Source organism: Erwinia sp. 9145, from assembly GCF_000745075.1.
GTDB classification, from domain to species: Bacteria; Pseudomonadota; Gammaproteobacteria; order Enterobacterales; family Enterobacteriaceae; genus Erwinia; species Erwinia oleae.
On record NZ_JQNE01000001.1, the window covers coordinates 842034 to 864048 of the forward strand.

Here is a 22015-nt window from a genome sequence, read left to right on the forward strand (position 1 = left end):
GTCAGCCCAGGCCGGTTTTACGCTTCATCTGCTGCATAATGGCGCTGGCGTGTGACTGATAGTCGTTCAGCCCGTTTGCCCGAAGCGTGCACGCGGCGCATTCCCCGCATCCGTCGCCCTTGATGCCGTTATAGCAGGTCAGCGTTTCATTACGTATCAGCGTCAGTTGCTGCCAGTAGTCAGCAAGCGCCCAGGTTTCCGCTTTATTCAGCCACATCAGCGGTGTTTCAAAGCGTACCGGACGCGCCATGCCAAGCATCACCGCATGATTTAAGGCTTTTACAAATTCATCGCGGCAGTCAGGATAGCCAGAAAAATCGGTTTCACAGACGCCGGTAATCACCGCTTCTGCTTCAACCTGATAAGCATAAATTGAGGCGAGCGTCAGAAACAGGATATTGCGACCGGGCACAAACGTGCTGGGCAGGCCGCTGGCATTCGCATCGTAAGCAGGCACAGGGATGCTGTCGCGCGTGAGGCTGCTGACCGCCAGTTCATTAAGCAGGGTGGTATCCAGTACCTTGTGGGCACGCGCACCCAGCGCATGCGAAAGCTGGCGCGCGATGTCGATCTCCGCACGGTGACGCTGACCGTAATCAAAGGTTATGCAGTGCACTTCATCGTACTGCTTTAACGCCTGAATCAGACAGGTTGTTGAATCCTGTCCGCCGCTGAACACCACCACTGCACGTCTCATTCTTTTCACCTTATGACTTTTATTGCGCTCTATGGTACTGCCTGAAGAAGCGGAAGTGTAGCCAGCTCATGCTGCCAGCGGCTGATATCACCAATGTTTTCCGCCACCCAGGCGGGATGATAATAGCTTTCAAGGTAGCGTTCGCCGCTGTCGCAAAGCAGCGTAACGATGGCACCGCTGCGCTTTTCTGCCGCCATTTTTTTGGCAATTTGCAGCGCGCCCCACACATTAGTGCCGGTGGATGCGCCGGGTTTACGCCCCAGCTGTTTTTCCAGCCACAGCATGGCGGCAATACTGGCGCCGTCCGGCACTTTGATCATCTCGTCCACGACGTCTGCAATAAAGGACGGCTCAACACGGGGCCGCCCGATCCCCTCTATTTTGCCGCCGCGCGGGTTGCTCAGCGTGGCATCACGCTGATGCCAGTAATCATAAAATACCGAGTTTTCCGGGTCGACGACCGTCAGGCGCGTATTGTGCCCCTGGTAGCGTAAATAGCGGCCAATAGTAGCTGACGTGCCGCCGGTGCCCGCGCTCATTACGATATGTGCAGGGATTGGACAAGGTTCATTTTTCATTTGTTGAAAAATGCTGTCGGCAATGTTGTTATTGCCGCGCCAGTCAGTGGCGCGCTCCGCAAAAGTGAACTGATCCATAAAGTGGCCTTTCAGTTCACCTGCCAGCCGTTCGGATTCAGCATATATCTGGCAGGGATCGTTCACAAAATGGCAACGTCCACCGTAGAAGGTAATCTGCTCAACCTTACGCTTTGCCGTACTGGCAGGCATAACGGCGATAAAGGGAAGGCCGAGCAGGCGTGCAAAATAGGCTTCCGATACCGCGGTGCTGCCCGACGACGCCTCAATGACTGGCGTTCCCTCTTTGATCCAGCCATTACATAAGCCATACAGAAACAGCGATCGCGCCAGCCGATGTTTCAGGCTACCGCTGGGGTGCGTGCTTTCATCTTTCAGATAGAGCCAGATACCCGGTAAGCCCGGCAGCGGCAGGCGGATCAGGTGCGTATCGGCCGAACGTTGAATGTCGGCGTTAATCTCTTTTATAGCCTGCGAAACCCATCTGTCCATCTGCATCATCACCGTGTTATTGATTTGTCGCAGCGTACGGCATTATCAGGAAAATAGGTTTGCCATTTTTCCTGTATAATGGCCCAATATGAGAAAACTTTTCTCCCGGACGACGGTATGACAGATAAAACCGATCTTAAACTGCTCGATCTGCTGCAACAGGACTGTACGCTATCGCTTCAGGCGCTGGCGGATGCCGTTCACCTCACCACCACGCCGTGCTGGAAGAGGCTGAAAAAGCTCGAAGAAGAGGGCTATATACGCGGGCGCGTGGCGCTGTTGGATGCCGACAAGTTAGCACTTTCGCTTACGGCTTTTATGCTGATCAAAACTCAGCAGCACAGTAAAAGCTGGTATCAGCAGTTTGTTGATCAGGTCAATGCCATGCCGGAAGTCATGGGATGTTACCGAATGGCGGGCGAATATGACTATTTGCTGCGGATTCAGGTGGCGGATATGAAAAGTTATGACGCCTTCTATAAGCGCTTAGTGAACGGGGTGCCGGGTTTACTGGATGTGACTTCGAGCTTTGCGATGGAAGAGATAAAATACACCACGGCGCTGCCGCTTGCGCGCGCTCAGTAATCACCTTACGCCTGCCCGGGACGGTATTTGTGCGATTGTTTAGTCAACTACGTTGGTTTTTTTTTCGTGAATGGCGGCGTTACCTCGGCGCCGTCTTGCTGCTGATTATTATTGCGATCCTTCAACTGTTGCCGCCAAAAGTGGTTGGCGTGATCGTGGACGGTATAACCCGGCAGCAGATGAGCACATCACAGCTGTTTATCTGGACGGGTGCCATGCTGGCTACGGCAGTGGTGGTTTATCTGCTGCGCTACGTCTGGCGCGTGCTGCTTTTTGGGGCATCTTATCAGCTTGCCGTCGAGCTCCGACAGGATTTCTACCGTCAGCTCAGCCGCCAGTATCCTGAATTTTACCTGCGTCACCGCACCGGCGATCTGATGGCGCGTGCGACAAATGACGTCGATCGCGTGGTCTTCGCCGCAGGCGAGGGCGTACTGACGCTGGTGGATTCGCTGGTGATGGGCATTGTGGTGCTGGTTGTCATGAGCACACAAATTAGCTGGCAGTTGACCCTGTTGGCCCTGCTGCCGATGCCGGTGATGGCGCTGGTGATCAAACGTTATGGCGATAAGCTTCATCAGCGATTTAAGCTTGCGCAGGCGGCCTTCTCCTCCCTTAACGATCAGACCCAGGAGAGCCTGACCAGCATTCGTCTGATTAAGGCTTTTGGGCTTGAGGATCACCAGTCCGCGCAGTTTGCCGGTATTGCGCGCGAAACCGGACAAAAAAACCTGCGCGTGGCGCGGGTGGATGCCCGTTTCGATCCCACAATCTATATCGCCGTGGGCATGTCGAATCTGCTGGCCGTCGGCGGCGGCAGTTGGCTGGTCTGGCATGGCGATATGACGCTGGGTCAACTCACCAGCTTCGTGATGTACCTTGGATTGATGATCTGGCCGATGCTGGCGCTGGCCTGGATGTTTAATATCGTCGAACGCGGCAGCGCCGCCTGGAGCCGCATTCAGTCTCTGCTGGCAGAGCGCCCAACGGTGGTGGATGGCGAGAAAATCCTGCCTGAGGGGCGTGGCGAACTGCGTGTCGCAATAAATACATTCAGCTATCCGGGCGCGCAGCAGGCGTCGCTCACGGGGATCGACCTCAACCTTGCGCCGGGCCAGATGCTTGGCCTGTGCGGCCCAACCGGATCGGGGAAAAGTACGCTGCTCAGCCTGATCCAGCGGCATTATGATGTTACCGACGGCGACATTCGCTATCACGACATTCCGCTGTCGCAGCTGCAACTTGAGAGCTGGCGCGGGCGGCTGGCGGTGGTCAGCCAGACGCCGTTTCTCTTCTCTGATACCGTCGCCAGTAACATCGCGCTGGGGCGCCCTACCGCCAGCCAGAGTGATATTGAGCAGGCGGCGAGGCTGGCGAACGTGCATGACGACATTCTGCGTCTGCCGCAGGGGTACGAAACCGAGGTAGGCGAGCGGGGCGTGATGCTGTCAGGTGGTCAGAAGCAGCGAATCTCTATTGCGCGGGCGCTACTGCTGGATGCGGAAATATTGATCCTTGACGATGCGCTGTCGGCGGTCGACGGCAGAACGGAGCATGAAATTTTGCACAATCTCCGCCAGTGGGGCGAAGGACGCACCATTATCATCAGCGCACATCGTCTGTCGGCGCTGAATGAAGCCAGCGAGATTCTGGTGATGCAGCGCGGCGGCGTCATGCAGCGTGGAAATCATGAGCAGCTTGCTGCGCAGCCGGGGTGGTATCAGGAGATGCATCGCTATCAGCAGCTTGAGGCTGCACTGAACGACGACGAAACGGAGGTCGCTCATGGCTAATACCGTTCAACTCTGGCCGACGGTAAAACGCCTGCTGGCCTACGGTTCACCGTGGCGCAAATCGCTGGGGCTGGCGGTACTGCTGCTGTGGATTGCTGCCGGTGCGGAAGTACTGGGGCCGGTTCTGGTCAGCTACTTTATTGATAATCTGGTGGCAAAACACCGCCTGCTGCCGGGCGTTATCGCCGGCCTCGCGGTGAGTTTTATTTTACTGCAACTGCTGGCCGCCGCGCTTCATTACTGGCAGGCACTGCTGTTTAACCAGGCGGCGGTGGGCGTGGTGCAGCGGTTACGTACGGACGTGATGGATGCGGCGCTGCGTCAGCCGCTTAATGCCTTTGATACGCAGCCCGTCGGGCAGATTATTTCCCGGGTCACCAATGATACGGAAGTCGTGCGCGATCTGTACGTCACGGTGGTGGCGACGGTGATGCGCAGCGCGGCGCTGGTCGGCGCCATGCTGGTGGCGATGTTCAGCCTGAACTGGCGCATGGCGCTGATCGCGATAATGATTTTTCCGGCGGTGCTGACGGTGATGCTGATTTACCAGCGCTACAGCACGCCGATCGTGCGCAGCGTGCGTGGTTATCTGGCGGATATCAATAATGGCTTCAATGAGGTCATCAATGGCATGAGCGTTATCCAGCAGTTTCGCCAGCAGGCGCGCTTTGGCGAGCGGCTGGGCGCGGCAAGCCGTTCGCACTATCTTGCGCGAATGCAAACGCTGAAGCTGGACGGCTTCCTGCTGCGGCCGTTGCTGAGCCTGTTTTCGGCGCTCATTCTGTGCGGACTGATGCTGTTGTTCGGCTTTTCCCCGACCGGAACGATTGAAGTGGGCGTGCTTTACGCCTTCATCAACTATCTCGGCAGGTTAAACGAGCCGCTAATTGAGCTGACCACGCAGCAGTCAATGCTTCAGCAGGCGGTAGTGGCGGGAGAGCGTATTTTTGAACTGATGGATGCGCCTCGCCAGCACTATGGTGATGATGCGTCATCGCTGAATTCGGGCAGTATCACAATTGCCGATTTGAATTTTGCCTACCGTGACGATCGTTACGTGCTGCACGATATTAATCTTACCGTACCGTCGCACAGTTTTGTTGCCCTGGTAGGCCACACCGGCAGCGGGAAAAGTACGTTGGCAAATCTGCTGATGGGCTATTATCCGATTGAGCAGGGCGAAATCCTGCTTGATGGCCGCCCGCTCAGTATGTTCAGCCATGCGGCGTTAAGGCAGGGCGTGGCGATGGTACAGCAGGACCCGGTAGTGCTGGCGGATACCCTGATGGCTAACGTGACGCTGGGCCGCAATATCGCTGAAGACACGGTATGGCAAGCGCTGGAGACGGTGCAGCTGGCCGAACTGGCGCGCGGTCTGGTAAACGGTATTCACACCCGACTCGGTGAACAGGGAAACACGCTCTCCGTCGGGCAAAAACAGCTGCTGGCGCTGGCTCGCGTGCTGGTTGCCGCGCCGCAGATCCTGATCCTCGACGAGGCCACCGCCAATATCGACTCGGGGACGGAACAGGCGATTCAAAAAGCGCTGCATGCTGTTCGACAGCAGACCACGCTGGTGGTGATCGCTCACCGCCTTTCAACGATCACCGAAGCCGATGCGATTGTGGTGCTGCACCGTGGGCGTATTGTTGAGCAGGGCAATCATCATGATCTTCTGGAAAAACAGGGGCGCTACTGGCAGATGTATCAACTCCAGCGGGCAGGTGAAGATTTGCACGTTACTCCACTGCACCAGGAAAATGCGTTGTAAGAAAATTCTGCACTGACGGAACGCATAACGCACCGAAATGGTGCGTTTTTTTTACTCTTCCTGACCACCTGACTCCTTTTTTTCATTGCTGCCCCGCGCTGATGCGCTAAATAACTCCAGACGGCGTTATGGCACAGCCTTTGCTTTAACCAATCCATATTCCATATAGCGGCCGTTATCTGAAGGGGATCGTATGAAGCTGGTTACCGTGGTAATTAAACCATTCAAATTGGAAGACGTGCGCGAAGCGCTCTCCTCCATTGGCATTCAGGGATTGACCGTAACAGAAGTAAAAGGGTTTGGACGCCAGAAGGGGCACGCAGAACTTTATCGGGGTGCAGAATACAGCGTGAACTTCCTGCCAAAGGTAAAAATTGATATCGCCATTGCCGACGATCAGCTTGATGAAGTGATTGATGTGATCAGCAAAGCCGCCTACACCGGGAAAATCGGTGACGGCAAAATTTTTGTCGCAGAGCTGGAACGGGTTATCCGTATTCGCACAGGCGAAACTGACGAAGCCGCACTGTAATTTCGGGGCGAAGTATGATGATGGGATGGGATAAAATGAATAAAAAAATTGCAGCAGTCGGCCTTGCTGGCCTGGCATCGTTACCTTCACTGGCGATGGCCGCTACGCCTGCGGTAGCGGATAAAGCCGATAATGCCTTTATGATGATCTGCACCGCGCTGGTGCTCTTTATGACGCTGCCTGGCATTGCGCTGTTTTACGGCGGTCTGATCCGCGCAAAAAACGTGCTCTCCATGCTGACGCAGGTCTCGGTTACGTTTGCGATGGTGTGCGTGCTATGGATGATTTACGGCTACTCGCTGGCGTTTAGCGAAGGCAACGCGTTTTTCGGCGGGTTCAGCATGGTTATGCTGAAAAACATACAGCTGACGGCGCTGGTAGGGAGTTTCTATCAGTATATTCACGTTTCTTTCCAGGCGTCGTTCGCCTGTATTACCGTCGCATTGATTGTTGGCGCACTGGCTGAGCGCATTCGCTTTTCCGCACTGCTGATCTTCGTTGCTATCTGGTTCACCTTCTCCTATTTGCCGATTGCGCATATGGTTTGGTCAGGCGGTCTGCTGGCACAGGATGGCGCGCTGGACTTTGCGGGCGGCACGGTGGTGCACATTAACGCTGCGGTTGCCGGGTTGGTTGGCGCTTACCTGGTAGGTAAACGCGCAGGCTTTGGCAAAGAAGCGTTTAAGCCACACAACCTGCCGATGGTATTCACCGGCACGGCGATCCTCTATGTTGGCTGGTTTGGCTTCAACGCCGGTTCTGCCAGTGCGGCGAACGAAATCGCCGGACTGGCGTTTATCAATACCGTTATGGCGACGGCGGGCGCGATGCTGAGCTGGACATTTGCCGAATGGGCGCTGCGCGGCAAACCTTCACTGCTGGGCGTCTGTTCCGGTGCCATTGCCGGACTGGTCGCCGTCACTCCGGCCTGTGGTTATGTGGGCGTGGGCGGCGCGCTGATTATCGGTATCGTTGGCGGTCTGGCGGGCTTCTGGGGCGTAACCACGCTGAAAAAATGGCTGCGCGTTGACGATCCCTGCGACGTCTTCGGCGTGCATGGCGTTTGTGGCGTTGTGGGATGTCTGCTGACCGGTGTTTTCGCTTCCTCCTCTCTGGGCGGAGTAGGTTATGCCGAAGGCGTGACGATGGGGCATCAGGTCTGGATCCAGCTGTTCAGCGTGGGCGTGACTATTGTCTGGACGGCGGTTGTGGCGTTTGTTGCTTTCAAAGTGGCGGACATGATGGTTGGCCTGCGCGTGCCTGAAGAGCAGGAGCGTGAAGGACTTGACGTTAACAGCCACGGTGAAAGTGCCTATAACCAGTAATGGGTTTGCTGTAAAAGTACAACGGCCTCGCGAGAGGCCGTTTTTGTATTAATGCCTGTCGCGCATTACGCCTTCCTGCACGGTCGAAGCCACCAATACGCCATCCTGCGTAAAAAACTCGCCGCGCACAAACCCTCTGGCGCCGGATGCTGACGTGCTTTCCACGCTATAGAGCAGCCACTGATTTAAGTCGAAAGGCCGGTGGAACCACATCGAATGGTCGATGGTCGCCACCTGCATTCCCGGCTCAAGAAAACCTTTGCCGTGTGGCTGAAGCGCCACGGGCAGGAAGTTGAAATCGGACGCATAGCCCAGCAGGTACTGATGTATGCGTTTATCATCCGGTATCGGGCCGTTGGCTCTTATCCAGACATGTCTGACCGGCTCATCAGGATCGCCTTTTAGCGGGTTATGAAACTTAACCGGCCGGATTTCGAACGGCTTTTCGGAGAGAAATTTCTCGCGCGCGCGTTCAGGAATGAAATGCGCCAGCTTTTTGGCGATCTCGCTTTCGCTGGGCAGATTGTCCGGGCCGGGCACTTCAGGCGCCGATTTCTGATGTTCAAAACCGCTTTCGGGCGCCTGAAAAGAGGCGGTCATATAAAAAATGGGATGGCCGTTCTGAATAGCGCTAACGCGTCTGGCGCTGAAGCTCTGTCCGTCGCGCAGGTTTTCAACGTCATAAATGATGGCTTTCTGGCTGTCGCCCGGACGTAGGAAATAGCTGTGGAATGAGTGAATAATGCGTTCCGCTGGCACACTCTGTTTAGCGGCATACAGCGCCTGGCCCACCACCTGACCGCCAAAGACCTGACGCAGGCCGAGGTCTTCACTCTGCCCGCGAAACAGCCCTTCCTCTAATTTTTCCAGATTAAGCAGATTAACAAGATTTTTAAGCGCCTGGCTCATCGCGGCTTCCTCAGTAGTCGTCTCGCCTTAAGTTTGCGAGATCCGACCAGTTATCGCAACGATATGGAGGGAAATCTTGTTCAAACAGCGGGCGTGGATGGAAAAATCAATAACTTGTGCCAGAATGAACAGTAAAGACGTAGTGAAATTCTGTCTCATGCAGCCCGCTGAGGCAGCGATAATTGCATTGATCTGAAGGAGAATAATCAATGAAAGTCTGGCCAATGGTAACCGGCGCCGCTCTGGCAGTGGCGCTCTCAGGATGTGCTGATAAGAGCAGAGATGTGCCAACGGCAACGCTGGCATCGCAGGTCGCAGGGCAGCAGGCAACGATTCGTCAGCCCAATGTGAGCGGATCGATATTTATCAGACAGCGTATCGCTCTGCCGCCGGATGCCGTCCTGACCGTAACGCTCTCTGATGCCTCCGTTGCAGATGCGCCTTCAAGAGTGATTACGCAACGCGTGGTACGCACCGATGGTAAACAGGCGCCGTTTAACTTTATTCTGCCTTACAATCCTGCGGATATTAAACCCGACGCACGTATTTTGCTGAGCGCGGCGATCACCGTTAACAACAAAATGATGTTTATTACCGATGGCGTTAAGCCCGTTATTAATAACGGTGGCACGAAACAAGAACTGACGCTGGTACCGGTTCCTTCCGTTGCGATGCAGACGCAAAGCGGCGCGGCGACCACCGTTCCTTCTACCTCGCCTACGCAGGTTTCCCCTTCCTCTGCGATACCTGCGCCAACCTCTCTGTAAGCCGATTTGCCGTCCCTTCGGGGCGGCTATCCTTCCCAGCGATAGCGGCTCAGCACGATTTTGCCTTCCGGGCTGACGTCAATCCCCTCATCGATGAGCGCATTGCGCTGGCGTTCAAGGTTATCGCCGGTAAGAGAGATCATGCCTGCACGATTAATCACGCGATGCCAGGGAAGCTTGCTGCCCTCCGGCAGACGTTTCAGCACGCCGCCAACCTGACGTGCGGCGCCGGGTGAACCCGCAAGACGCGCAATATCGCCGTAGGTGGCGACTTTTCCGCACGGAATAGCGGCAACGATTTGCCAGATGCGCTGGCGCAAGGAGTCTTCTTCATGCATGTAAATTTTCCCTGTCATCTCAATGCTTATTGGACAGAAAGAACTTACCTGAAAGGATCGTACAAGAAAAGAACGGTCATCCGGAGATGGGTTGCAATTACCATAGCGTTCAAAGATAATGCCCTCGCTCCATAGCATGGAGCTAGCCAATGGGGGCCCGGTTGGTTCTCCCGCAACGCTAACTTGTGAACTCGGTCAGGTCCGGAAGGAAGCAGCCGCAGCAGGTGACGCGTGTGCCGGGATGTAGCTGGCAGGGCCCCCACCCAATTCTGCTGACGCCACAATGGCCGCCCAAATCACTACTATCGTACGGTTTCCCCGAAACGCTGATAAATTCGATTTCCTCTGCACAGATGTTCAAAACGCGAATTGCGCTACATGACTTCACAACCTTCCCAACGCCTTCCGCAGTCCATCCATGCCCGATAATGTCTCTCTGCCTTACATGGAAAAAGCTGTAGTCAACCATGCTGATTATCCCTCGTTATCTTTTCCTGGCGCCACATAGTGATGATTCTGACAAGTTACGTAATGCACTTCAGAAAACATCAAAAAAATGATGCTTTTCACTGTCAGCTCCTGTTTCCTGACCAGCAAAATAGTTAGCGTCCACAATGGAAGCAGTGACAGGCTTTAACCCGCTTTTAACAATCGTTTGCTAACGGTTCATTATAAAAAAGCGCAATCAAAAGGAATGTCTACGCGCCTGTTCCGATTTATATGTGGCTTAAAAATACTGAGGGCTATGGACGTGCAGGCACGTAAAAGAAGTACTGAGTTCATGGGATTCAGGCGTGTAATGAACCTTGCACAACACAGGTTTTTGAAGTCTGACGGCTTGCGAAACATTCGAAATAATGCAAAGAGGATTTTTCTGACGGGCTGAACAGGGCTGGAACGGATGTTAAAATTTGAGAACGCCTGATAATGTTAGTCAGCTTTATTCCGGGCTGCAGTCGGGGAAGCGACAAAGCTTACAATAAAGCGCTAAGGCATCCTGTCACGCTATTCATGTGCAATACGCAATGAAAATTCCCTTTAGCGTGCATGTTTTATGATTCTCAGGTCACTTGCCCGAGCCATAATGTGGCAGGACATGTCAGATGGGCCGCCACCGTATAATACATTGAAATGAAAGATTTTACCGGATGCGTTACCGGATAGCAGGAACCACACACTTCTTCTTCAGGCAGGCCCATTTTATCTTCCCTGACTCCACGCTTCCTGTTAGCGAACGTATTTCCAAACCGAGACGGGAACTTTGTCGTAAAGCTTATTCATTGTCAGTTCAGCCAAACGATGATCCGCCGCCGAATAAAATACTGCTAATTCATTTTCAGATAATTCATATTTATTTTTTTCAATAACACGCTCAAGCGTATCAATAGAACGGCACCGTCTCAGGCGCATCAGGTAGTCCGTCTTTGTCAGGCATTTATCTGTCATTGTTAAACCATAAAATTAAGAGGTTACTAAAACGAATGGCTGGTCTGGATCGTCGGCGCGCATTCTTTAGCAAAAATGTTAAACAGCCTTTTTACTGACTTTTGCCAGCGCTGTAAGTCTTGTACGTTAATACCGTAATTACTAAAAAGCATAAACGTATCATCCAGATATTCATCAACCTGGGTAATGAGCTCATCGTCTTCAGTATGTTTGATTTTGTAAACCATAGTAAAGGCAGCAATATGCTCAATCAGATCGTTAATCTGTAAATTAATTGCTGAAGTAGGATCGTTTACCCAGCCGTGATGACTATCGCCAATGGTGGCCAGGCTTTCATCATACAAGCTTTCACAAAGAAATTTCAACTGGGCGATATCATGCCTTTTTGGTGAGTATTCGTCCATCTTTTTCCCCTCCATAGCGATTGAAATATGCCGCCGATGCGGGCTATTCAGCAGGTGGTATGCCATGAAGCGATACGTATTATTATAGTATAAATCCGAATGGTTATTTACCGCCACTCAGAAAACAACATTATCATTGCGCTTTAGCAGAAGATTCAGGTTCATCGCCCGGAAACTCAAAAACAATCGCACCGGGAAATCGTTCAAAATTAACCTTATCGGTCATGGTTTCATCACTATCAATATCGAGGCAGGCATTGAAAACGCGCCAGGAGAAGCTGTAGGTCATTTTATAACGCGCAGGCTGCATCTCTTCTATAGAAATAATTTTAATGCTTTCCGGCACATATTGGGCATTAGAAGAATAATAAAATATGGAATCTGTGAGTTCATCAACTATTTCAGGGATAATTAGCGCAACAACCTGTTTCAGATTTTCTCCATCCCCTTCATTCAGGTCTGGATTAATGGCGATTCTTTTGCGCATTTCTTCCTCGCAGAGTTCATTTCTTCTTATACAGATCATTGCCCCGCAACGCTAAAGATGCAAGTTAAGGATACGCTTTTTTTCTATCTCTATGATTTATTTGTCGTTAATTTTTTGCTTATTTTTTTCGGTAAATTTTTTGCTGCTGCTGACTTCCAGTATTTTTATCAAATGTTGACGGCATATAAATCTTGATGAGTAATGTTTAGATACATTTAGCCGTTCACAGTCAGCACAAAAACGCGTAAAGTATTGTTATGTTATAACGTACTTAAGTATCAACAATGATGAAAGTTCTCCTCTCAATGCATCCAGCTCACAGCCTGCTGACGCTTCCGGCAGGGTGTCGTCTGCTGCTGGCTTTCCTGCTCTCTCTGATTCTACTGGCCCTGACGTGGTGGACGCTTAGCTGATGATCAGATTAAAAAACTTAACCGTTGGCTATCAGGGAGTAGCCGTTACGTCAGCGCTCAACGGCGAGTTTAAACACGGGTCGATGACGGCCCTGACCGGTGCCAACGGATCGGGAAAATCAACGTTAATTAAAACACTTGCCGGGTTGCAGAGACCGGTGTCGGGGGAGATCGCCTTTTCCGATCCGCTACCCTCCATCGCCTGGCTTCCGCAGCAGTCTGACATTGAAAAAAACTTTCCGGTAAGCGTGTTTGACGTCGTAGCCATGGGTTGCTGGCAACAAAGCGGCTGGTTTAAAGGAATTGGCCGGCAACAGCGGCAGGCCGTTATGCATGCGCTGGAGCAGGCAGGCGTGCAGAATCTCGCGCACGCCAGACCGGGAACGCTTTCCGGCGGTCAACTTCAGCGCGTTATGTTTGCGCGGCTTTTGATGCAGCAGGCTGAGTTGTTACTGCTGGATGAACCCTTTGCGGGTATTGACAGCGCGACCACCGGGCAGTTGCTGGCGCTACTGGAGGCGCTGAATCGTGCCGGACGTACGCTGATTGTCGTGCTGCATGATATGTCGACCGTGGAAAAATATTTTCCTCAGACGCTGCATCTGGCAGAGCGCCCTGCCACAGCGTGCGACAGCACCTGCGGTCGCGTACCGGAGGCAGGTTGATGGTGACCGTACTGCATCCGTTTATTGAGTTTGGCTTCATGCGCCGCGCGCTGGTTGCCTGCGTGGCGCTGTCGATCAGCGCCACGCCGCTTGGCGTTTTCCTGTTGCTGCGCAGAATGAGTCTGGTGGGCGATGCGCTCTCTCACGCGGTGCTGCCAGGCGCTGCGATTGGCTATCTGATTTCAGGGCTTTCACTGGTGGCGATGGGAACGGGCGGGGTGATTGCGGGCCTTTCGGTCGCGCTTCTTTCCGGCGCCGTCAGCCGTTATACGCCGCTGCGGGAGGATGCCAGCTTTGCGGGTTTCTACCTCGGCTCGCTGGCGCTTGGCGTGACGCTGGTTTCACTGCGCGGCTCAAGTATTGACCTGTTGCATGTGCTCTTCGGCTCATTGCTGGCGGTTGATAACGCCGCTGTTTTGCTGGTAAGCGGCATCGCTGTTGTATCCCTGATGGTGTTGGCGCTGATTTATCGTCCGCTGGTCATTGACGCTTTCGATCCGGGTTTCCTCCGTGCGCAGAACCGCTGGGCCGCGCCGCTGGTGCACGGCATTTTTCTGGTGCTGGTAGTGACCAACCTTGTGGCGGGCTTTCAGGTGCTTGGCACGCTGATGTGCGTCGGCCTGATGATGCTGCCTGCGGCGGCCTCGCGTTTCTGGAGCCACCGTTTATCAGGCATCCTCGTTGCCGCCATGAGCCTGGCGCTGCTGGCCAGTTTCAGCGGCCTGGTGGCCTCCTTTTATCTTTCGCTTCCGGCAGGGCCGGCGGTGGTGTTGTGCGCCGCCATCTTATTCTTTATCTCAATTCTGCTGGGGCCCTGTGGCGGGATCTTTCGTTCGCACGGCTTTTTATCCATTCGCAAGGAGTAAACATGAAAAAATTACCTGTTGTTCTGACGCTTGCCGCCGCCTTCAGCGCGCCGCTGGCGATGGCAAAAACCGTGGATACGGTTGCCAGCTTCTCCGTTCTTGCCGATATCGTGAAAGAAGTGGGCGGCCCGCATGTGAAAGTGAAAAGCCTCGTCGGACCGGATGGCGATCCACATGGTTTCGAGCCGACGCCGCAGGACAGCCAGTCGCTGGCAAACGCTGATGTGGTGTTTGTCAGCGGGCTTGGTCTTGAGGGCTGGATGGATCGTCTGGTTTCCGCGTCGGGTTATAAAGGAAAGGTGATCGTTGCCTCAGACGGCATTGAAACACGCACCATGGACGAAGAGGGGAAAACCGTCACCGACCCTCATGCATGGAACAGCATGAAGAACGGCGTGGTTTACGCCACCAATGTGATGAATGCGCTCATCGCCGCCGATCCAGAGGATGCGGATGCCTTCCGTCGACAGGGCGCGGACTATATCGCAACGCTGAAAAAGCTGGATAGCTGGGCGCAAACAAGTTTCAGGGCCATTCCGCAGCAAAAGCGAAAAGTGCTGACCAGCCACGATGCATTCGGCTATTTTGGCCAGCGCTATGGGGTAACGTTTATGTCTCCGGTCGGGTTTTCAACCGAATCTGAAGCCAGCGCCGGCGAGGTGGCCGGACTGGTGACGCAGCTTAAAAAAGAGCATATTCATCGTTACTTTATTGAAAACCAGACCGATCCGCGTCTGGTCAAACAGATAGCGTCTTCCACCGGCGCACAGCCTGGCGGCGAGCTCTATCCCGAAGCACTCACAAAGCCGGGTGGCGAGGCCGACACCTACGTTGCAGCCTTCAGTCACAACGTTAATGCTATGATTAACAGCATGAAGTAAAAAGAAAGGCCGCTGATTAGCGGCCTTTTTGACAATCATCGCTTTTTCTTTCTTCCCTGAACCGCTTTGAAGCGGGGATTGCTTTTGCAAATCACATAGACACGGCCATGACGGCGAACCACTTTGCAATCCTTATGGCGTTTTTTGGCGGAGGCCAGTGAACTGAGAACCTGCATTATTGCTCCTTAGTCGATTGAGAGAAAAAACGGCCAAAGCGCTGATTGAAACGGTGCGCGCTGCCTTCTTTGGCAAACTCTTTCTGCTTGCCGGTGTAGTAGGGATGCGATGCAGACGAAACATCCAGCGCGACGTAGGGGAGAACTTCACCATTCAGTTCTACGGTGCGGTCGGTCTTTATTGTGGAGCCAACGGTAAAGTACGTATTGGTGCTGGTGTCGTGGAACGCCACGGTACGGTAGGCCGGATGGATATCTTTTTTCATAAATACTCGCTCATATTTTGTATGTTATAACATAACAATAATTATGCGCGCGTCGTTTGAGCAATGCAACCGGGAGGGGAGAGAAAAGCACAGAGAAAGGATAAAAAAAGAGGCCGCGATGGCGGCCTCTGGAGGGTTACTGTTCCCGTTGCTGCGGATGTCCGTGTTCAACTTCATCACGATGCTTGCTGAAGCGGCGGCGAACCACCACAAAGAACACCGGCACAAAGAAGATTGCCAGAATGGTTGCCGTTACCATCCCGCCCATTACGCCCGTACCCACTGCGTTTTGCGCGCCGGAGCCTGCGCCGGTACTGATGGTCAGCGGCAGAACGCCGAGAATAAAGGCCAGCGACGTCATCAGAATCGGGCGTAAACGCATACGCACCGCTTCCAGCGTCGATTCCACCAGCCCCTTGCCCTCTTTCTCCATCAGATCTTTGGCGAATTCCACGATCAGTATCGCGTTCTTCGCCGACAATCCAATGGTTGTCAACAGCCCTACCACGAAGTAGACATCGTTGCTGAGCCCGCGCAGCGTAGTGAAGATTAGCGCACCAAATACGCCGAGTGGCACCACCAGCATTACCGCGAACGGAATGGACCAGCTCTCATACAGCGCAGCCAGGCAGAGGAAGACCACAATCAGCGAAATGGCATAAAGCGCCGGTGCCTGATTGCCGGAAAGCCGTTCCTGATAGGACATGCCCGTCCAGTCAAAGCCAATCCCTTGAGGTAGCTTAGATGCCAGCTGTTCCATCAGATCCATCGCTTCACCCGAGCTTCTGCCTGGCGTCGGCTGACCGAGGATCTCCATCGCGGGCAGGCCGTTGTAGCGCTCAAGGCGCGGCGAGCCATACTGCCATTTTGCGGATGCAAACGAGGAGAAAGGCACCATCGAGCCGTTTGAGGCGCGGACATACCATTTGTTGATATCGTCCGGCATCATGCGGGAGTCGGCTTCACCCATCACGTAGACTTTCTTCACACGACCGCGATCGATAAAGTCGTTGACATAGGAACCGCCCCAGGCCGCGCCCAGCGTGGTGTTGATATCGGAAATGGTGACGCCAAGCGCCTCGGCTTTTTCCTGATCGATAGTCAGTTTATATTGTGGCGTGTCTTCCAGTCCGTTCGGACGCACGCCCACTAACGTATCGCCGTGTTCCGCGATCATGCCTAAAAGCTGGTTACGTGCCTGGGTGAGTTTATCGTGACCCAGGTTGCCCTGGTCGATCAGCTCAAAGTCAAAACCGGTTGCGTTACCCAGCTCGATAATTGCTGGCAGGTTAAACGGAATAACCATACCGTCTTTGATTGCGCCCAGCGCCTGCATGGCACGGCCTGCAATAGCCGGCACGCGGTTGTCGCTGCCGCTGCGCTCATCCCAGGGTTTAAGACTGACGAAGGCGATACCGGTATTCTGCCCGCGTCCGGCAAAGCCAAAGCCGCCAACGGTAAACACCGAGTTCACGTTGGCTTTTTCTTTGGTCAGGAAGTAGTCAGAAACCTGTTCGAGCACTTTCTGCGTACGTTCCTGCGTTGCGCCTGCCGGGAGTTGCGCCTGTGCCAGCAGCAGCCCCTGATCTTCTTCCGGCAGGAAGGAGGTGGGCAGCTTCAGGAACAGCCAGGCCATACCGACGACGATCAGCAAATAGATCACCAGGTAGCGACCGGTACTGCGGATAATGTGGCCTACGCTGTCGGTATAGTGATGCGTGCTCTTATCGAACATGCGGTTAAACCAACCGAAGAAGCCGGTGGTTTTACCATGATCGCCTTTCTGAACTGGCTTCAGCATGGTGGCACACAGGGCTGGCGTCAAAATCAGCGCCACAATCACCGACAGCACCATCGCGGAAACGATAGTAATCGAGAACTGACGATAGATAACGCCGGTTGAACCGCCAAAGAACGCCATCGGCACGAACACGGCGGAGAGCACCAGCGCAATCCCTACCAGCGCGCCCTGAATCTGTTCCATCGACTTGCGGGTTGCCTCTTTTGGCGGCAGACCCTCTTCGGCCATCACGCGTTCGACGTTCTCCACCACGACGATGGCGTCATCCACCAACAGGCCGATGGCCAGCACCATCCCGAACATGGTCAGCGTGTTTATTGAATAGCCAAAGGCGTTGATGATGGCGAAGGTGCCGAGCAGAACAACCGGTACCGCGATAGTCGGGATCAGCGTGGCACGGAAGTTTTGCAGGAACAGATACATCACCAGGAACACCAGCACGATCGCTTCTATCAGCGTTTTTACCACTTCGTTGATAGAGATGGTGACGAACGGCGTGGTGTCATAAGGGAACACGGCCTTCATACCGGCAGGGAAGGTGGGGGCCATTTTCGCCAGTTCTGCTTTTACCGCCGCAGCGGTATCCAGCGCATTGGCGCCCGTGGCCAGCTTGATACCCAGTCCTGCGGCTGGCTGACCGTTGTAACGCGCCACGATTTCGTAGTTTTCACCGCCCAGCTCAATGCGCGCCACGTCGCGCAGGCGAACCTGCGAGCCGTCGCTGTTCACTTTCAGCAGGATCTTGCCGAACTCATCCGTAGAGGTGAGACGGGTTTGCGCAATAATCGACGCGTTAAGCTGTTGTCCTTTAACCGGCGGCGTACCGCCGAGCTGGCCAGCGGCAACCTGCGCGTTCTGATTATTAATCGCGGAAACCACGTCAACCGGCGTCAGTTGATAGTTGTTCAGCTTGTGCGGGTCCATCCAGATGCGCATCGCATACTGCGCGCCGAACAGCTGGGTGTCACCCACGCCGGTGACGCGGCTCAGCGGATCCTTGATATTGGACGCCACAAAATCGGCAATGTCGTTTTGCGACATGGTGCCATTTTCGTTAACGAAGCCGGCAACCATCAGGAAGCTACTGGACGATTTCTGAACGCGAATACCCTGTTGTTGCACTTCCTGCGGCAGCAAAGGCATCGCCAGTTGCAGTTTGTTCTGCACCTGAACCTGCGCGATATCCGCATCCGTACCGGACTCGAAGGACATGGTCAGCGTCAGCGTCCCGGAAGAGTCGCTGCTCGAACTCATGTACATGAATCCGTCGATGCCGTTCATGTTCTGCTCAATGACCTGCGTCACCGAATCCTGCAACGTTTTCGCATCCGCGCCCGGATAGGTCGCCTGAATCTCAATCGCCGGCGGCGCAACATTGGGATATTGCTCAATCGGCAGCTTCAGGATCGACAGCACACCTGCCAGCATGATGATGATGGCGATAACCCACGCAAATATGGGGCGATCGATAAAGAACTTAGCCATGTATCAGCGGCTCCTGTTTAAGACTGCGGTTGTTCAGGCTTGGCCTTATTGGCTTCGTCTGCACTCACTTCCTGCGGTGTAACCTGCGCACCCGGTTTGGCACGCATAATGCCGGTTGTGATCACCTTCTCGCCTTCCTTCAAACCTGACGTCACCAGCCATTTATCGCCGATTGCCTGATCGGCCGTGAGCGTACGGGCCTCAACTTTATTGTCAGCGCCAACGACCATCGCGGTTGCCTGGCCGGTTGGCGTACGGGTCACCGCCTGCTGCGGCACCAGAAGCGCGTTCGGATTGATGCCTTCTTCCAGGCGGGCGCGAACAAACATGCCCGGCAGCAGAGCGTGATCCGGGTTCGGGAACACGGCGCGCAGGGTAATAGAACCGGTGGTTTCATCAACGGTTACGTCAGAGAACTCAAGCGTACCGCTCTGCGCGTGCTCGCTGCCATCCTGAAGCAGCAGTTTAACCTGCGCTTTGCCGTCAACCTGTTGCAGCTTGCCGGATTTCAGCTCGTTGCGCAGACGCATAAAATCTTCACTGGACTGCGTCACGTCGACATAAATGGGATCGAGCTGCTGCACGGTGGCCAGCGCATCGGTCTGCGCGCTTTGCACAAGAGCGCCTTCGGTAACGGAGGATTTACCAATGCGGCCGCTGATCGGCGAGGTCACTTTGGTGTAGGCCAGATTAATACGGGCTGTTTCTACGTTAGCTTTTGCTCCCTGTGCTGCGGCAGCGGTCTGGCTCTGTGTGGCTATCGCCTGGTCGTAATCCTGCTGGCTGATATATTTGGTGCCGAGCAGCGGCTTATAACGCTTCACGGTTACCGCAGCAATCTGGGCGTTGGCCTGCGCCTGCGCCAGGTCGCCTTTCGCGCTGTCATACGCCGCCTGATAGGTGGCTGGATCAATCTGATAAAGGGATTGTCCCGCTTTGACGTCGCTGCCTTCAATGAAGTTACGTTTTAAAATAATGCCGGAAACCTGGGGGCGCACTTCAGCGATGCGGTACGAAGAGGTTCGTCCCGGTAAATCTGTTGTGATTTTAAGCGGGGCGCTTTTCAGGGTGACGACGCCAACTTCCGGCGCCTGTTGCTGACCACCCTTTGGCGCTTCTTTATTATCACATCCTGTCAGCGCTAAGCTGCCGGAAAGCATCAGAACGGCCGCCAGAGGCGTTAACCCTCTGTTCATGTTCATAAAGTACCCTCGAAAGTCCAATATCGATTGATTGACGGGTCACAAGTCTGAGAACCCATTAATGTGTTTAAATCAGGGATGTGCTATGGTACATACATTCGCAAATGTATGTAAGTCCACCATTTTGTAAAAATACACCTATGGCACGAAAAACTAAACAACAGGCGCTTGAGACGCGAAACCAGATACTTGACGCGGCAATTGAGCGATTTTCAGAATATGGTGTATCCCGTACTTCGCTGGCCGATATTGCCGCGGCGGCAGGCGTAACGCGTGGCGCGATTTACTGGCATTTTAAAAATAAAACCGATCTGCTTAACACCATCTGGGCGCAATCGGAATCCGGTCTGGAAGACGTAGAGCAAGAGTATCAGTCAAAATACCCCGCCGATCCACTATCCGTTATGCGCGCGATGCTGTTGCATGTGCTTGAGGCTGCTGAAAGAGATCCCAGAAGACGTGCGCTTATGGAGATCATTTACCATAAATGCGAATTTGTCGGCGAAATGACCACGTTACAGCAAATGCAGCAAACACTTTATCTGGAATGTTACGACAGGATTGAAGATATTTTATGTCAGTGCATGTCGGCCGGCCAGCTACCGCCAAATCTTGATACGCGTCGCGCGGCGGTAGTCATAAGAGGCTACATCAGCGGCCTGATGGAAAACTGGCTGTTCGCGCCGGATGGCTTTGCGCTTGCCTCTGAAGCGCCGCCGCTTGTTGATGTGCTCATCGACATGCTTAATTGCAGCCCGTCACTGCGTCGCGCTCAGGGCTGACGCCCGGCTTCCGGCGCGTCGCGTTTCTTCTCAAAATCTTTTTGCACAATTAACAGCGCCGCCAGCGCTGTCTCGGGGGCGATATCGTTCTCTTCCAGCAGCATAATCAAATCTACGGCCAGTTTCACTTCATCTGGTGCGTTTTCCAGCGACATCGTTGCCTCTTTTTCATCATTATCTTACGTTTACCAATCGGTGAGAATAGCGGATTACTGCGCTAGTTTTCCTGCTTCTCAATGGCACGCTCAATCCGTTTTAACGCCTGCAAACAGCGCTGCAAACGCCCCTCAATGGCGGCGATTTCACGCTGTAGATTTTGTTGTTGCACCAGCGTATCGCACGATGCCAGCAGGCTTTCGCGGTCGGCTACCATCGCACGCAGGCGACGTTCATAATCCTGATGCTTTGCCAGCTTCTCATAGAAATTTTCACCGACTGGTCGGGCGCGCGCGTCTGCTTTACGCAGCTTTTGCGTCGCCAGTTCGCGCTGGAGCGCACCCATCTGTAGCACGACGCGTTCAGCCATCCACGCCACGCGCTCGGCGCGGCCGCCATTGACGCTGTGCCTGAGCTGCGCCAGACTTTGCCGTATCTCAGCCAGATAGTCACCTAAACGCAATGCGCGGCAGTGAAACAGCTGCTGGTCGAAGCGGGCTTCGGTCATTCGCGTATTCGCATGAGGCTCAACGGCCGTTGCCAGTTGGTTAAGCTGTGCGTCTAATTGCTGAAGCAGAAAGGCGCTTTTCATTTTTTCTCTCCGATCGGCGGTGTGATACTCTTTCGGTCATTCTGAGGAAATCAAACTGTGCAACGTATCATTCTACTGATTATTGGCTGGTTAGCGATGGGATTAGCCACGCTGGGCGTGGTTTTGCCGCTATTACCAACCACGCCCTTTTTGCTGGTGGCCGCCTGGTGCTTTGCCCGCTCTTCGCCACGGTTCCATCACTGGCTGCTCTACCGCTCCGTTTTTGGCCGCTATTTGCGGCACTGGCAGCAGCACCGGGCGCTGCCGCCGCGCACCAAAGGAAGAATGATCGTCGTTACCCTCGCCACCTTTGCCCTCTCGCTATGGCTGGTAAATATTCTCTGGGTGCGGCTGATGCTGATTTGTCTGCTGGCTGGCCTGATTATTTTTATGCTTCGACTGCCGGTGGTTGATGACGAGCAACAAAAGCCCTGATTTTTCGTTGTACGGTTGCAATTGCCCGGCGCTTTGCATAGATTTGGTCGTTTTCATGCGCAGCTTCTCCTCTGTATTGCCATTTTGACCGGCGAAACTTTTTTCCGGGCAATGGAAGCTGCGTGAGTCAGATTTGTATTCACCAGGCACACT

The 22015-nt window shown here is 54.0% G+C and carries 25 protein-coding genes and 1 other RNA gene; 13 read left to right on the forward strand and 13 right to left on the reverse strand.

The features are described from left to right. Position 1: 1 nt before the first annotated feature. Together queC and FA91_RS04130 are read right to left on the reverse strand one after the other, a co-directional pair. Positions 2–697 carry a 7-cyano-7-deazaguanine synthase QueC gene (gene queC, locus FA91_RS04125; protein ID WP_034912795.1) on the reverse strand — a complete coding sequence of 232 codons (696 nt, stop codon included), beginning with the start codon at positions 695–697 and terminating at the stop codon, positions 2–4. A gap of 29 nt (positions 698–726) precedes the next feature. Further along, on the reverse strand, positions 727–1785 hold the full coding sequence (locus FA91_RS04130) for a PLP-dependent cysteine synthase family protein (RefSeq protein ID WP_034918926.1): 1059 nt from the start codon (positions 1783–1785) through the stop codon (positions 727–729). Positions 1786–1902: 117 nt separating this feature from the next. Between FA91_RS04130 and FA91_RS04135 the strand changes: the two genes are divergently transcribed. The 5 genes from FA91_RS04135 (at position 1903) to amtB (ending at position 7791) form a co-directional block, all read left to right on the forward strand. Then, positions 1903–2370, forward strand: a complete 468-nt coding sequence (locus tag FA91_RS04135; protein WP_034918929.1) for an Lrp/AsnC family transcriptional regulator — start codon at positions 1903–1905, stop codon at positions 2368–2370. Positions 2371–2399: 29 nt separating this feature from the next. Continuing rightward, positions 2400–4163 carry a SmdA family multidrug ABC transporter permease/ATP-binding protein gene (locus FA91_RS04140; RefSeq protein ID WP_034912796.1) on the forward strand — a complete coding sequence of 588 codons (1764 nt, stop codon included), beginning with the start codon at positions 2400–2402 and terminating at the stop codon, positions 4161–4163. Next, a complete protein-coding gene (locus FA91_RS04145) occupies positions 4156–5934 on the forward strand; it encodes a SmdB family multidrug efflux ABC transporter permease/ATP-binding protein (RefSeq protein ID WP_034912797.1) in 1779 nt (592 codons plus the stop codon). Before FA91_RS04140 ends, FA91_RS04145 begins: the two co-directional genes overlap by 8 nt. A gap of 193 nt (positions 5935–6127) precedes the next feature. Continuing rightward, positions 6128–6466, forward strand: a complete 339-nt coding sequence (gene glnK / locus FA91_RS04150) for a P-II family nitrogen regulator (protein WP_034912798.1) — start codon at positions 6128–6130, stop codon at positions 6464–6466. A 35-nt stretch (positions 6467–6501) separates the two neighbouring features. After that, positions 6502–7791: an ammonium transporter AmtB gene (amtB, locus tag FA91_RS04155; protein WP_034918930.1), complete on the forward strand. Its 1290-nt coding sequence runs from the start codon at positions 6502–6504 to the stop codon at positions 7789–7791. A 48-nt stretch (positions 7792–7839) separates the two neighbouring features. On the opposite strand, the gene tesB is transcribed toward amtB, so the two are convergent. Next, a complete protein-coding gene (gene tesB / locus FA91_RS04160) occupies positions 7840–8700 on the reverse strand; it encodes an acyl-CoA thioesterase II (protein WP_034912800.1) in 861 nt (286 codons plus the stop codon). A 209-nt stretch (positions 8701–8909) separates the two neighbouring features. Here tesB and FA91_RS04165 point away from each other — a divergent pair, with 209 nt between their 5' ends. Next, complete coding sequence (locus FA91_RS04165; protein ID WP_034912803.1) at positions 8910–9467, forward strand: YbaY family lipoprotein; 558 nt, start codon at positions 8910–8912, stop codon at positions 9465–9467. A 26-nt stretch (positions 9468–9493) separates the two neighbouring features. On the opposite strand, the gene FA91_RS04170 is transcribed toward FA91_RS04165, so the two are convergent. Next, positions 9494–9805, reverse strand: coding sequence for an MGMT family protein (locus FA91_RS04170; protein WP_034912807.1), 312 nt, complete (start codon positions 9803–9805; stop codon positions 9494–9496). Between the two features lie 159 nt (positions 9806–9964). On the opposite strand from FA91_RS04170, the gene ffs reads away from it, so the two are divergent. Then, positions 9965–10061, forward strand: an RNA gene (gene ffs, locus FA91_RS20310) — signal recognition particle sRNA small type. 971 nt (positions 10062–11032) lie between these two features. Here ffs and FA91_RS04175 read toward each other — a convergent pair. From FA91_RS04175 to FA91_RS04185, 3 genes are all read right to left on the reverse strand, one after another. Then, a complete protein-coding gene (locus FA91_RS04175; protein WP_034912809.1) occupies positions 11033–11251 on the reverse strand; it encodes an HHA domain-containing protein in 219 nt (72 codons plus the stop codon). 26 nt (positions 11252–11277) lie between these two features. Next, positions 11278–11655, reverse strand: a complete 378-nt coding sequence (gene tomB / locus FA91_RS04180; RefSeq protein ID WP_034912812.1) for an Hha toxicity modulator TomB — start codon at positions 11653–11655, stop codon at positions 11278–11280. Positions 11656–11788: 133 nt separating this feature from the next. Further along, the gene (locus tag FA91_RS04185; protein WP_034912815.1) at positions 11789–12142 is read right to left on the reverse strand and encodes a hypothetical protein; all 354 of its coding nucleotides are present in this window, start codon (positions 12140–12142) and stop codon (positions 11789–11791) included. Positions 12143–12426: 284 nt separating this feature from the next. Between FA91_RS04185 and FA91_RS21430 the strand changes: the two genes are divergently transcribed. From FA91_RS21430 to FA91_RS04200, 4 genes are read left to right on the forward strand one after another with little or no spacing between them, the layout of a single operon-like run. Next, positions 12427–12555 carry a hypothetical protein gene (locus FA91_RS21430; protein WP_255350080.1) on the forward strand — a complete coding sequence of 43 codons (129 nt, stop codon included), beginning with the start codon at positions 12427–12429 and terminating at the stop codon, positions 12553–12555. Beyond that, a complete protein-coding gene (locus FA91_RS04190) occupies positions 12555–13220 on the forward strand; it encodes an ABC transporter ATP-binding protein (protein ID WP_051936998.1) in 666 nt (221 codons plus the stop codon). Before FA91_RS21430 ends, FA91_RS04190 begins: the two co-directional genes overlap by 1 nt. Positions 13221–13222: 2 nt before the next feature. Next, entirely contained in the window at positions 13223–14086 is an 864-nt protein-coding gene (locus FA91_RS04195; RefSeq protein ID WP_034918935.1) for a metal ABC transporter permease, read from the forward strand. Positions 14087–14088: 2 nt separating this feature from the next. Then, positions 14089–14967 (forward strand): metal ABC transporter substrate-binding protein, encoded by an 879-nt coding sequence (locus FA91_RS04200; protein WP_034912817.1) that lies wholly within the window; start codon positions 14089–14091, stop codon positions 14965–14967. Between the two features lie 35 nt (positions 14968–15002). On the opposite strand, the gene ykgO is transcribed toward FA91_RS04200, so the two are convergent. The 4 genes from ykgO to FA91_RS04220 all read right to left on the reverse strand — a co-directional run bounded on the left by ykgO (position 15003) and on the right by FA91_RS04220 (position 19897). Then, a complete protein-coding gene (ykgO, locus tag FA91_RS04205; RefSeq protein ID WP_034912820.1) occupies positions 15003–15143 on the reverse strand; it encodes a type B 50S ribosomal protein L36 in 141 nt (46 codons plus the stop codon). After that, positions 15143–15409, reverse strand: coding sequence for a type B 50S ribosomal protein L31 (locus FA91_RS04210; RefSeq protein ID WP_034912822.1), 267 nt, complete (start codon positions 15407–15409; stop codon positions 15143–15145). The genes ykgO and FA91_RS04210 overlap by 1 nt, the downstream gene beginning before the upstream one ends. A gap of 136 nt (positions 15410–15545) precedes the next feature. Continuing rightward, the gene (locus FA91_RS04215) at positions 15546–18695 is read right to left on the reverse strand and encodes a multidrug efflux RND transporter permease subunit AcrB (protein WP_034912825.1); all 3150 of its coding nucleotides are present in this window, start codon (positions 18693–18695) and stop codon (positions 15546–15548) included. Between the two features lie 17 nt (positions 18696–18712). Continuing rightward, positions 18713–19897, reverse strand: coding sequence for an efflux RND transporter periplasmic adaptor subunit (locus FA91_RS04220; protein ID WP_034912827.1), 1185 nt, complete (start codon positions 19895–19897; stop codon positions 18713–18715). Between the two features lie 140 nt (positions 19898–20037). Between FA91_RS04220 and acrR the strand changes: the two genes are divergently transcribed. Beyond that, positions 20038–20679: a multidrug efflux transporter transcriptional repressor AcrR gene (gene acrR / locus FA91_RS04225; RefSeq protein ID WP_034912830.1), complete on the forward strand. Its 642-nt coding sequence runs from the start codon at positions 20038–20040 to the stop codon at positions 20677–20679. Here the strand turns inward: acrR and rsmS are convergent. Together rsmS and FA91_RS04230 are read right to left on the reverse strand one after the other, a co-directional pair. Beyond that, positions 20670–20834, reverse strand: a complete 165-nt coding sequence (gene rsmS / locus FA91_RS20315) for a pleiotropic regulatory protein RsmS (protein WP_072016870.1) — start codon at positions 20832–20834, stop codon at positions 20670–20672. The genes acrR and rsmS overlap by 10 nt on opposite strands. A gap of 62 nt (positions 20835–20896) precedes the next feature. Further along, positions 20897–21427 (reverse strand): primosomal replication protein, encoded by a 531-nt coding sequence (locus FA91_RS04230; protein ID WP_034912831.1) that lies wholly within the window; start codon positions 21425–21427, stop codon positions 20897–20899. A 57-nt stretch (positions 21428–21484) separates the two neighbouring features. Between FA91_RS04230 and FA91_RS04235 the strand changes: the two genes are divergently transcribed. Beyond that, positions 21485–21862, forward strand: a complete 378-nt coding sequence (locus tag FA91_RS04235) for a DUF454 family protein (protein ID WP_034912834.1) — start codon at positions 21485–21487, stop codon at positions 21860–21862. Positions 21863–22015 lie beyond the last annotated feature (153 nt).

Coding starts and splice junctions, on each gene's coding strand:
- queC (WP_034912795.1), bottom strand. CDS start 697: ATGAGACGTGCAGTGGTGGTGTTCAGCGGCGGACAGGATTCAACAACC.
- FA91_RS04130 (WP_034918926.1), bottom strand. CDS start 1,785: ATGGACAGATGGGTTTCGCAGGCTATAAAAGAGATTAACGCCGACATT.
- FA91_RS04135 (WP_034918929.1), top strand. CDS start 1,903: ATGACAGATAAAACCGATCTTAAACTGCTCGATCTGCTGCAACAGGAC.
- FA91_RS04145 (WP_034912797.1), top strand. CDS start 4,156: ATGGCTAATACCGTTCAACTCTGGCCGACGGTAAAACGCCTGCTGGCC.
- glnK (WP_034912798.1), top strand. CDS start 6,128: ATGAAGCTGGTTACCGTGGTAATTAAACCATTCAAATTGGAAGACGTG.
- amtB (WP_034918930.1), top strand. CDS start 6,502: ATGAATAAAAAAATTGCAGCAGTCGGCCTTGCTGGCCTGGCATCGTTA.
- tesB (WP_034912800.1), bottom strand. CDS start 8,700: ATGAGCCAGGCGCTTAAAAATCTTGTTAATCTGCTTAATCTGGAAAAA.
- FA91_RS04165 (WP_034912803.1), top strand. CDS start 8,910: ATGAAAGTCTGGCCAATGGTAACCGGCGCCGCTCTGGCAGTGGCGCTC.
- FA91_RS04170 (WP_034912807.1), bottom strand. CDS start 9,805: ATGCATGAAGAAGACTCCTTGCGCCAGCGCATCTGGCAAATCGTTGCC.
- FA91_RS04175 (WP_034912809.1), bottom strand. CDS start 11,251: ATGACAGATAAATGCCTGACAAAGACGGACTACCTGATGCGCCTGAGA.
- tomB (WP_034912812.1), bottom strand. CDS start 11,655: ATGGACGAATACTCACCAAAAAGGCATGATATCGCCCAGTTGAAATTT.
- FA91_RS04185 (WP_034912815.1), bottom strand. CDS start 12,142: ATGCGCAAAAGAATCGCCATTAATCCAGACCTGAATGAAGGGGATGGA.
- FA91_RS21430 (WP_255350080.1), top strand. CDS start 12,427: ATGATGAAAGTTCTCCTCTCAATGCATCCAGCTCACAGCCTGCTGACG.
- FA91_RS04190 (WP_051936998.1), top strand. CDS start 12,555: ATGATCAGATTAAAAAACTTAACCGTTGGCTATCAGGGAGTAGCCGTT.
- FA91_RS04200 (WP_034912817.1), top strand. CDS start 14,089: ATGAAAAAATTACCTGTTGTTCTGACGCTTGCCGCCGCCTTCAGCGCG.
- ykgO (WP_034912820.1), bottom strand. CDS start 15,143: ATGCAGGTTCTCAGTTCACTGGCCTCCGCCAAAAAACGCCATAAGGAT.
- FA91_RS04210 (WP_034912822.1), bottom strand. CDS start 15,409: ATGAAAAAAGATATCCATCCGGCCTACCGTACCGTGGCGTTCCACGAC.
- FA91_RS04215 (WP_034912825.1), bottom strand. CDS start 18,695: ATGGCTAAGTTCTTTATCGATCGCCCCATATTTGCGTGGGTTATCGCC.
- FA91_RS04220 (WP_034912827.1), bottom strand. CDS start 19,897: ATGAACATGAACAGAGGGTTAACGCCTCTGGCGGCCGTTCTGATGCTT.
- acrR (WP_034912830.1), top strand. CDS start 20,038: ATGGCACGAAAAACTAAACAACAGGCGCTTGAGACGCGAAACCAGATA.
- rsmS (WP_072016870.1), bottom strand. CDS start 20,834: ATGTCGCTGGAAAACGCACCAGATGAAGTGAAACTGGCCGTAGATTTG.
- FA91_RS04230 (WP_034912831.1), bottom strand. CDS start 21,427: ATGAAAAGCGCCTTTCTGCTTCAGCAATTAGACGCACAGCTTAACCAA.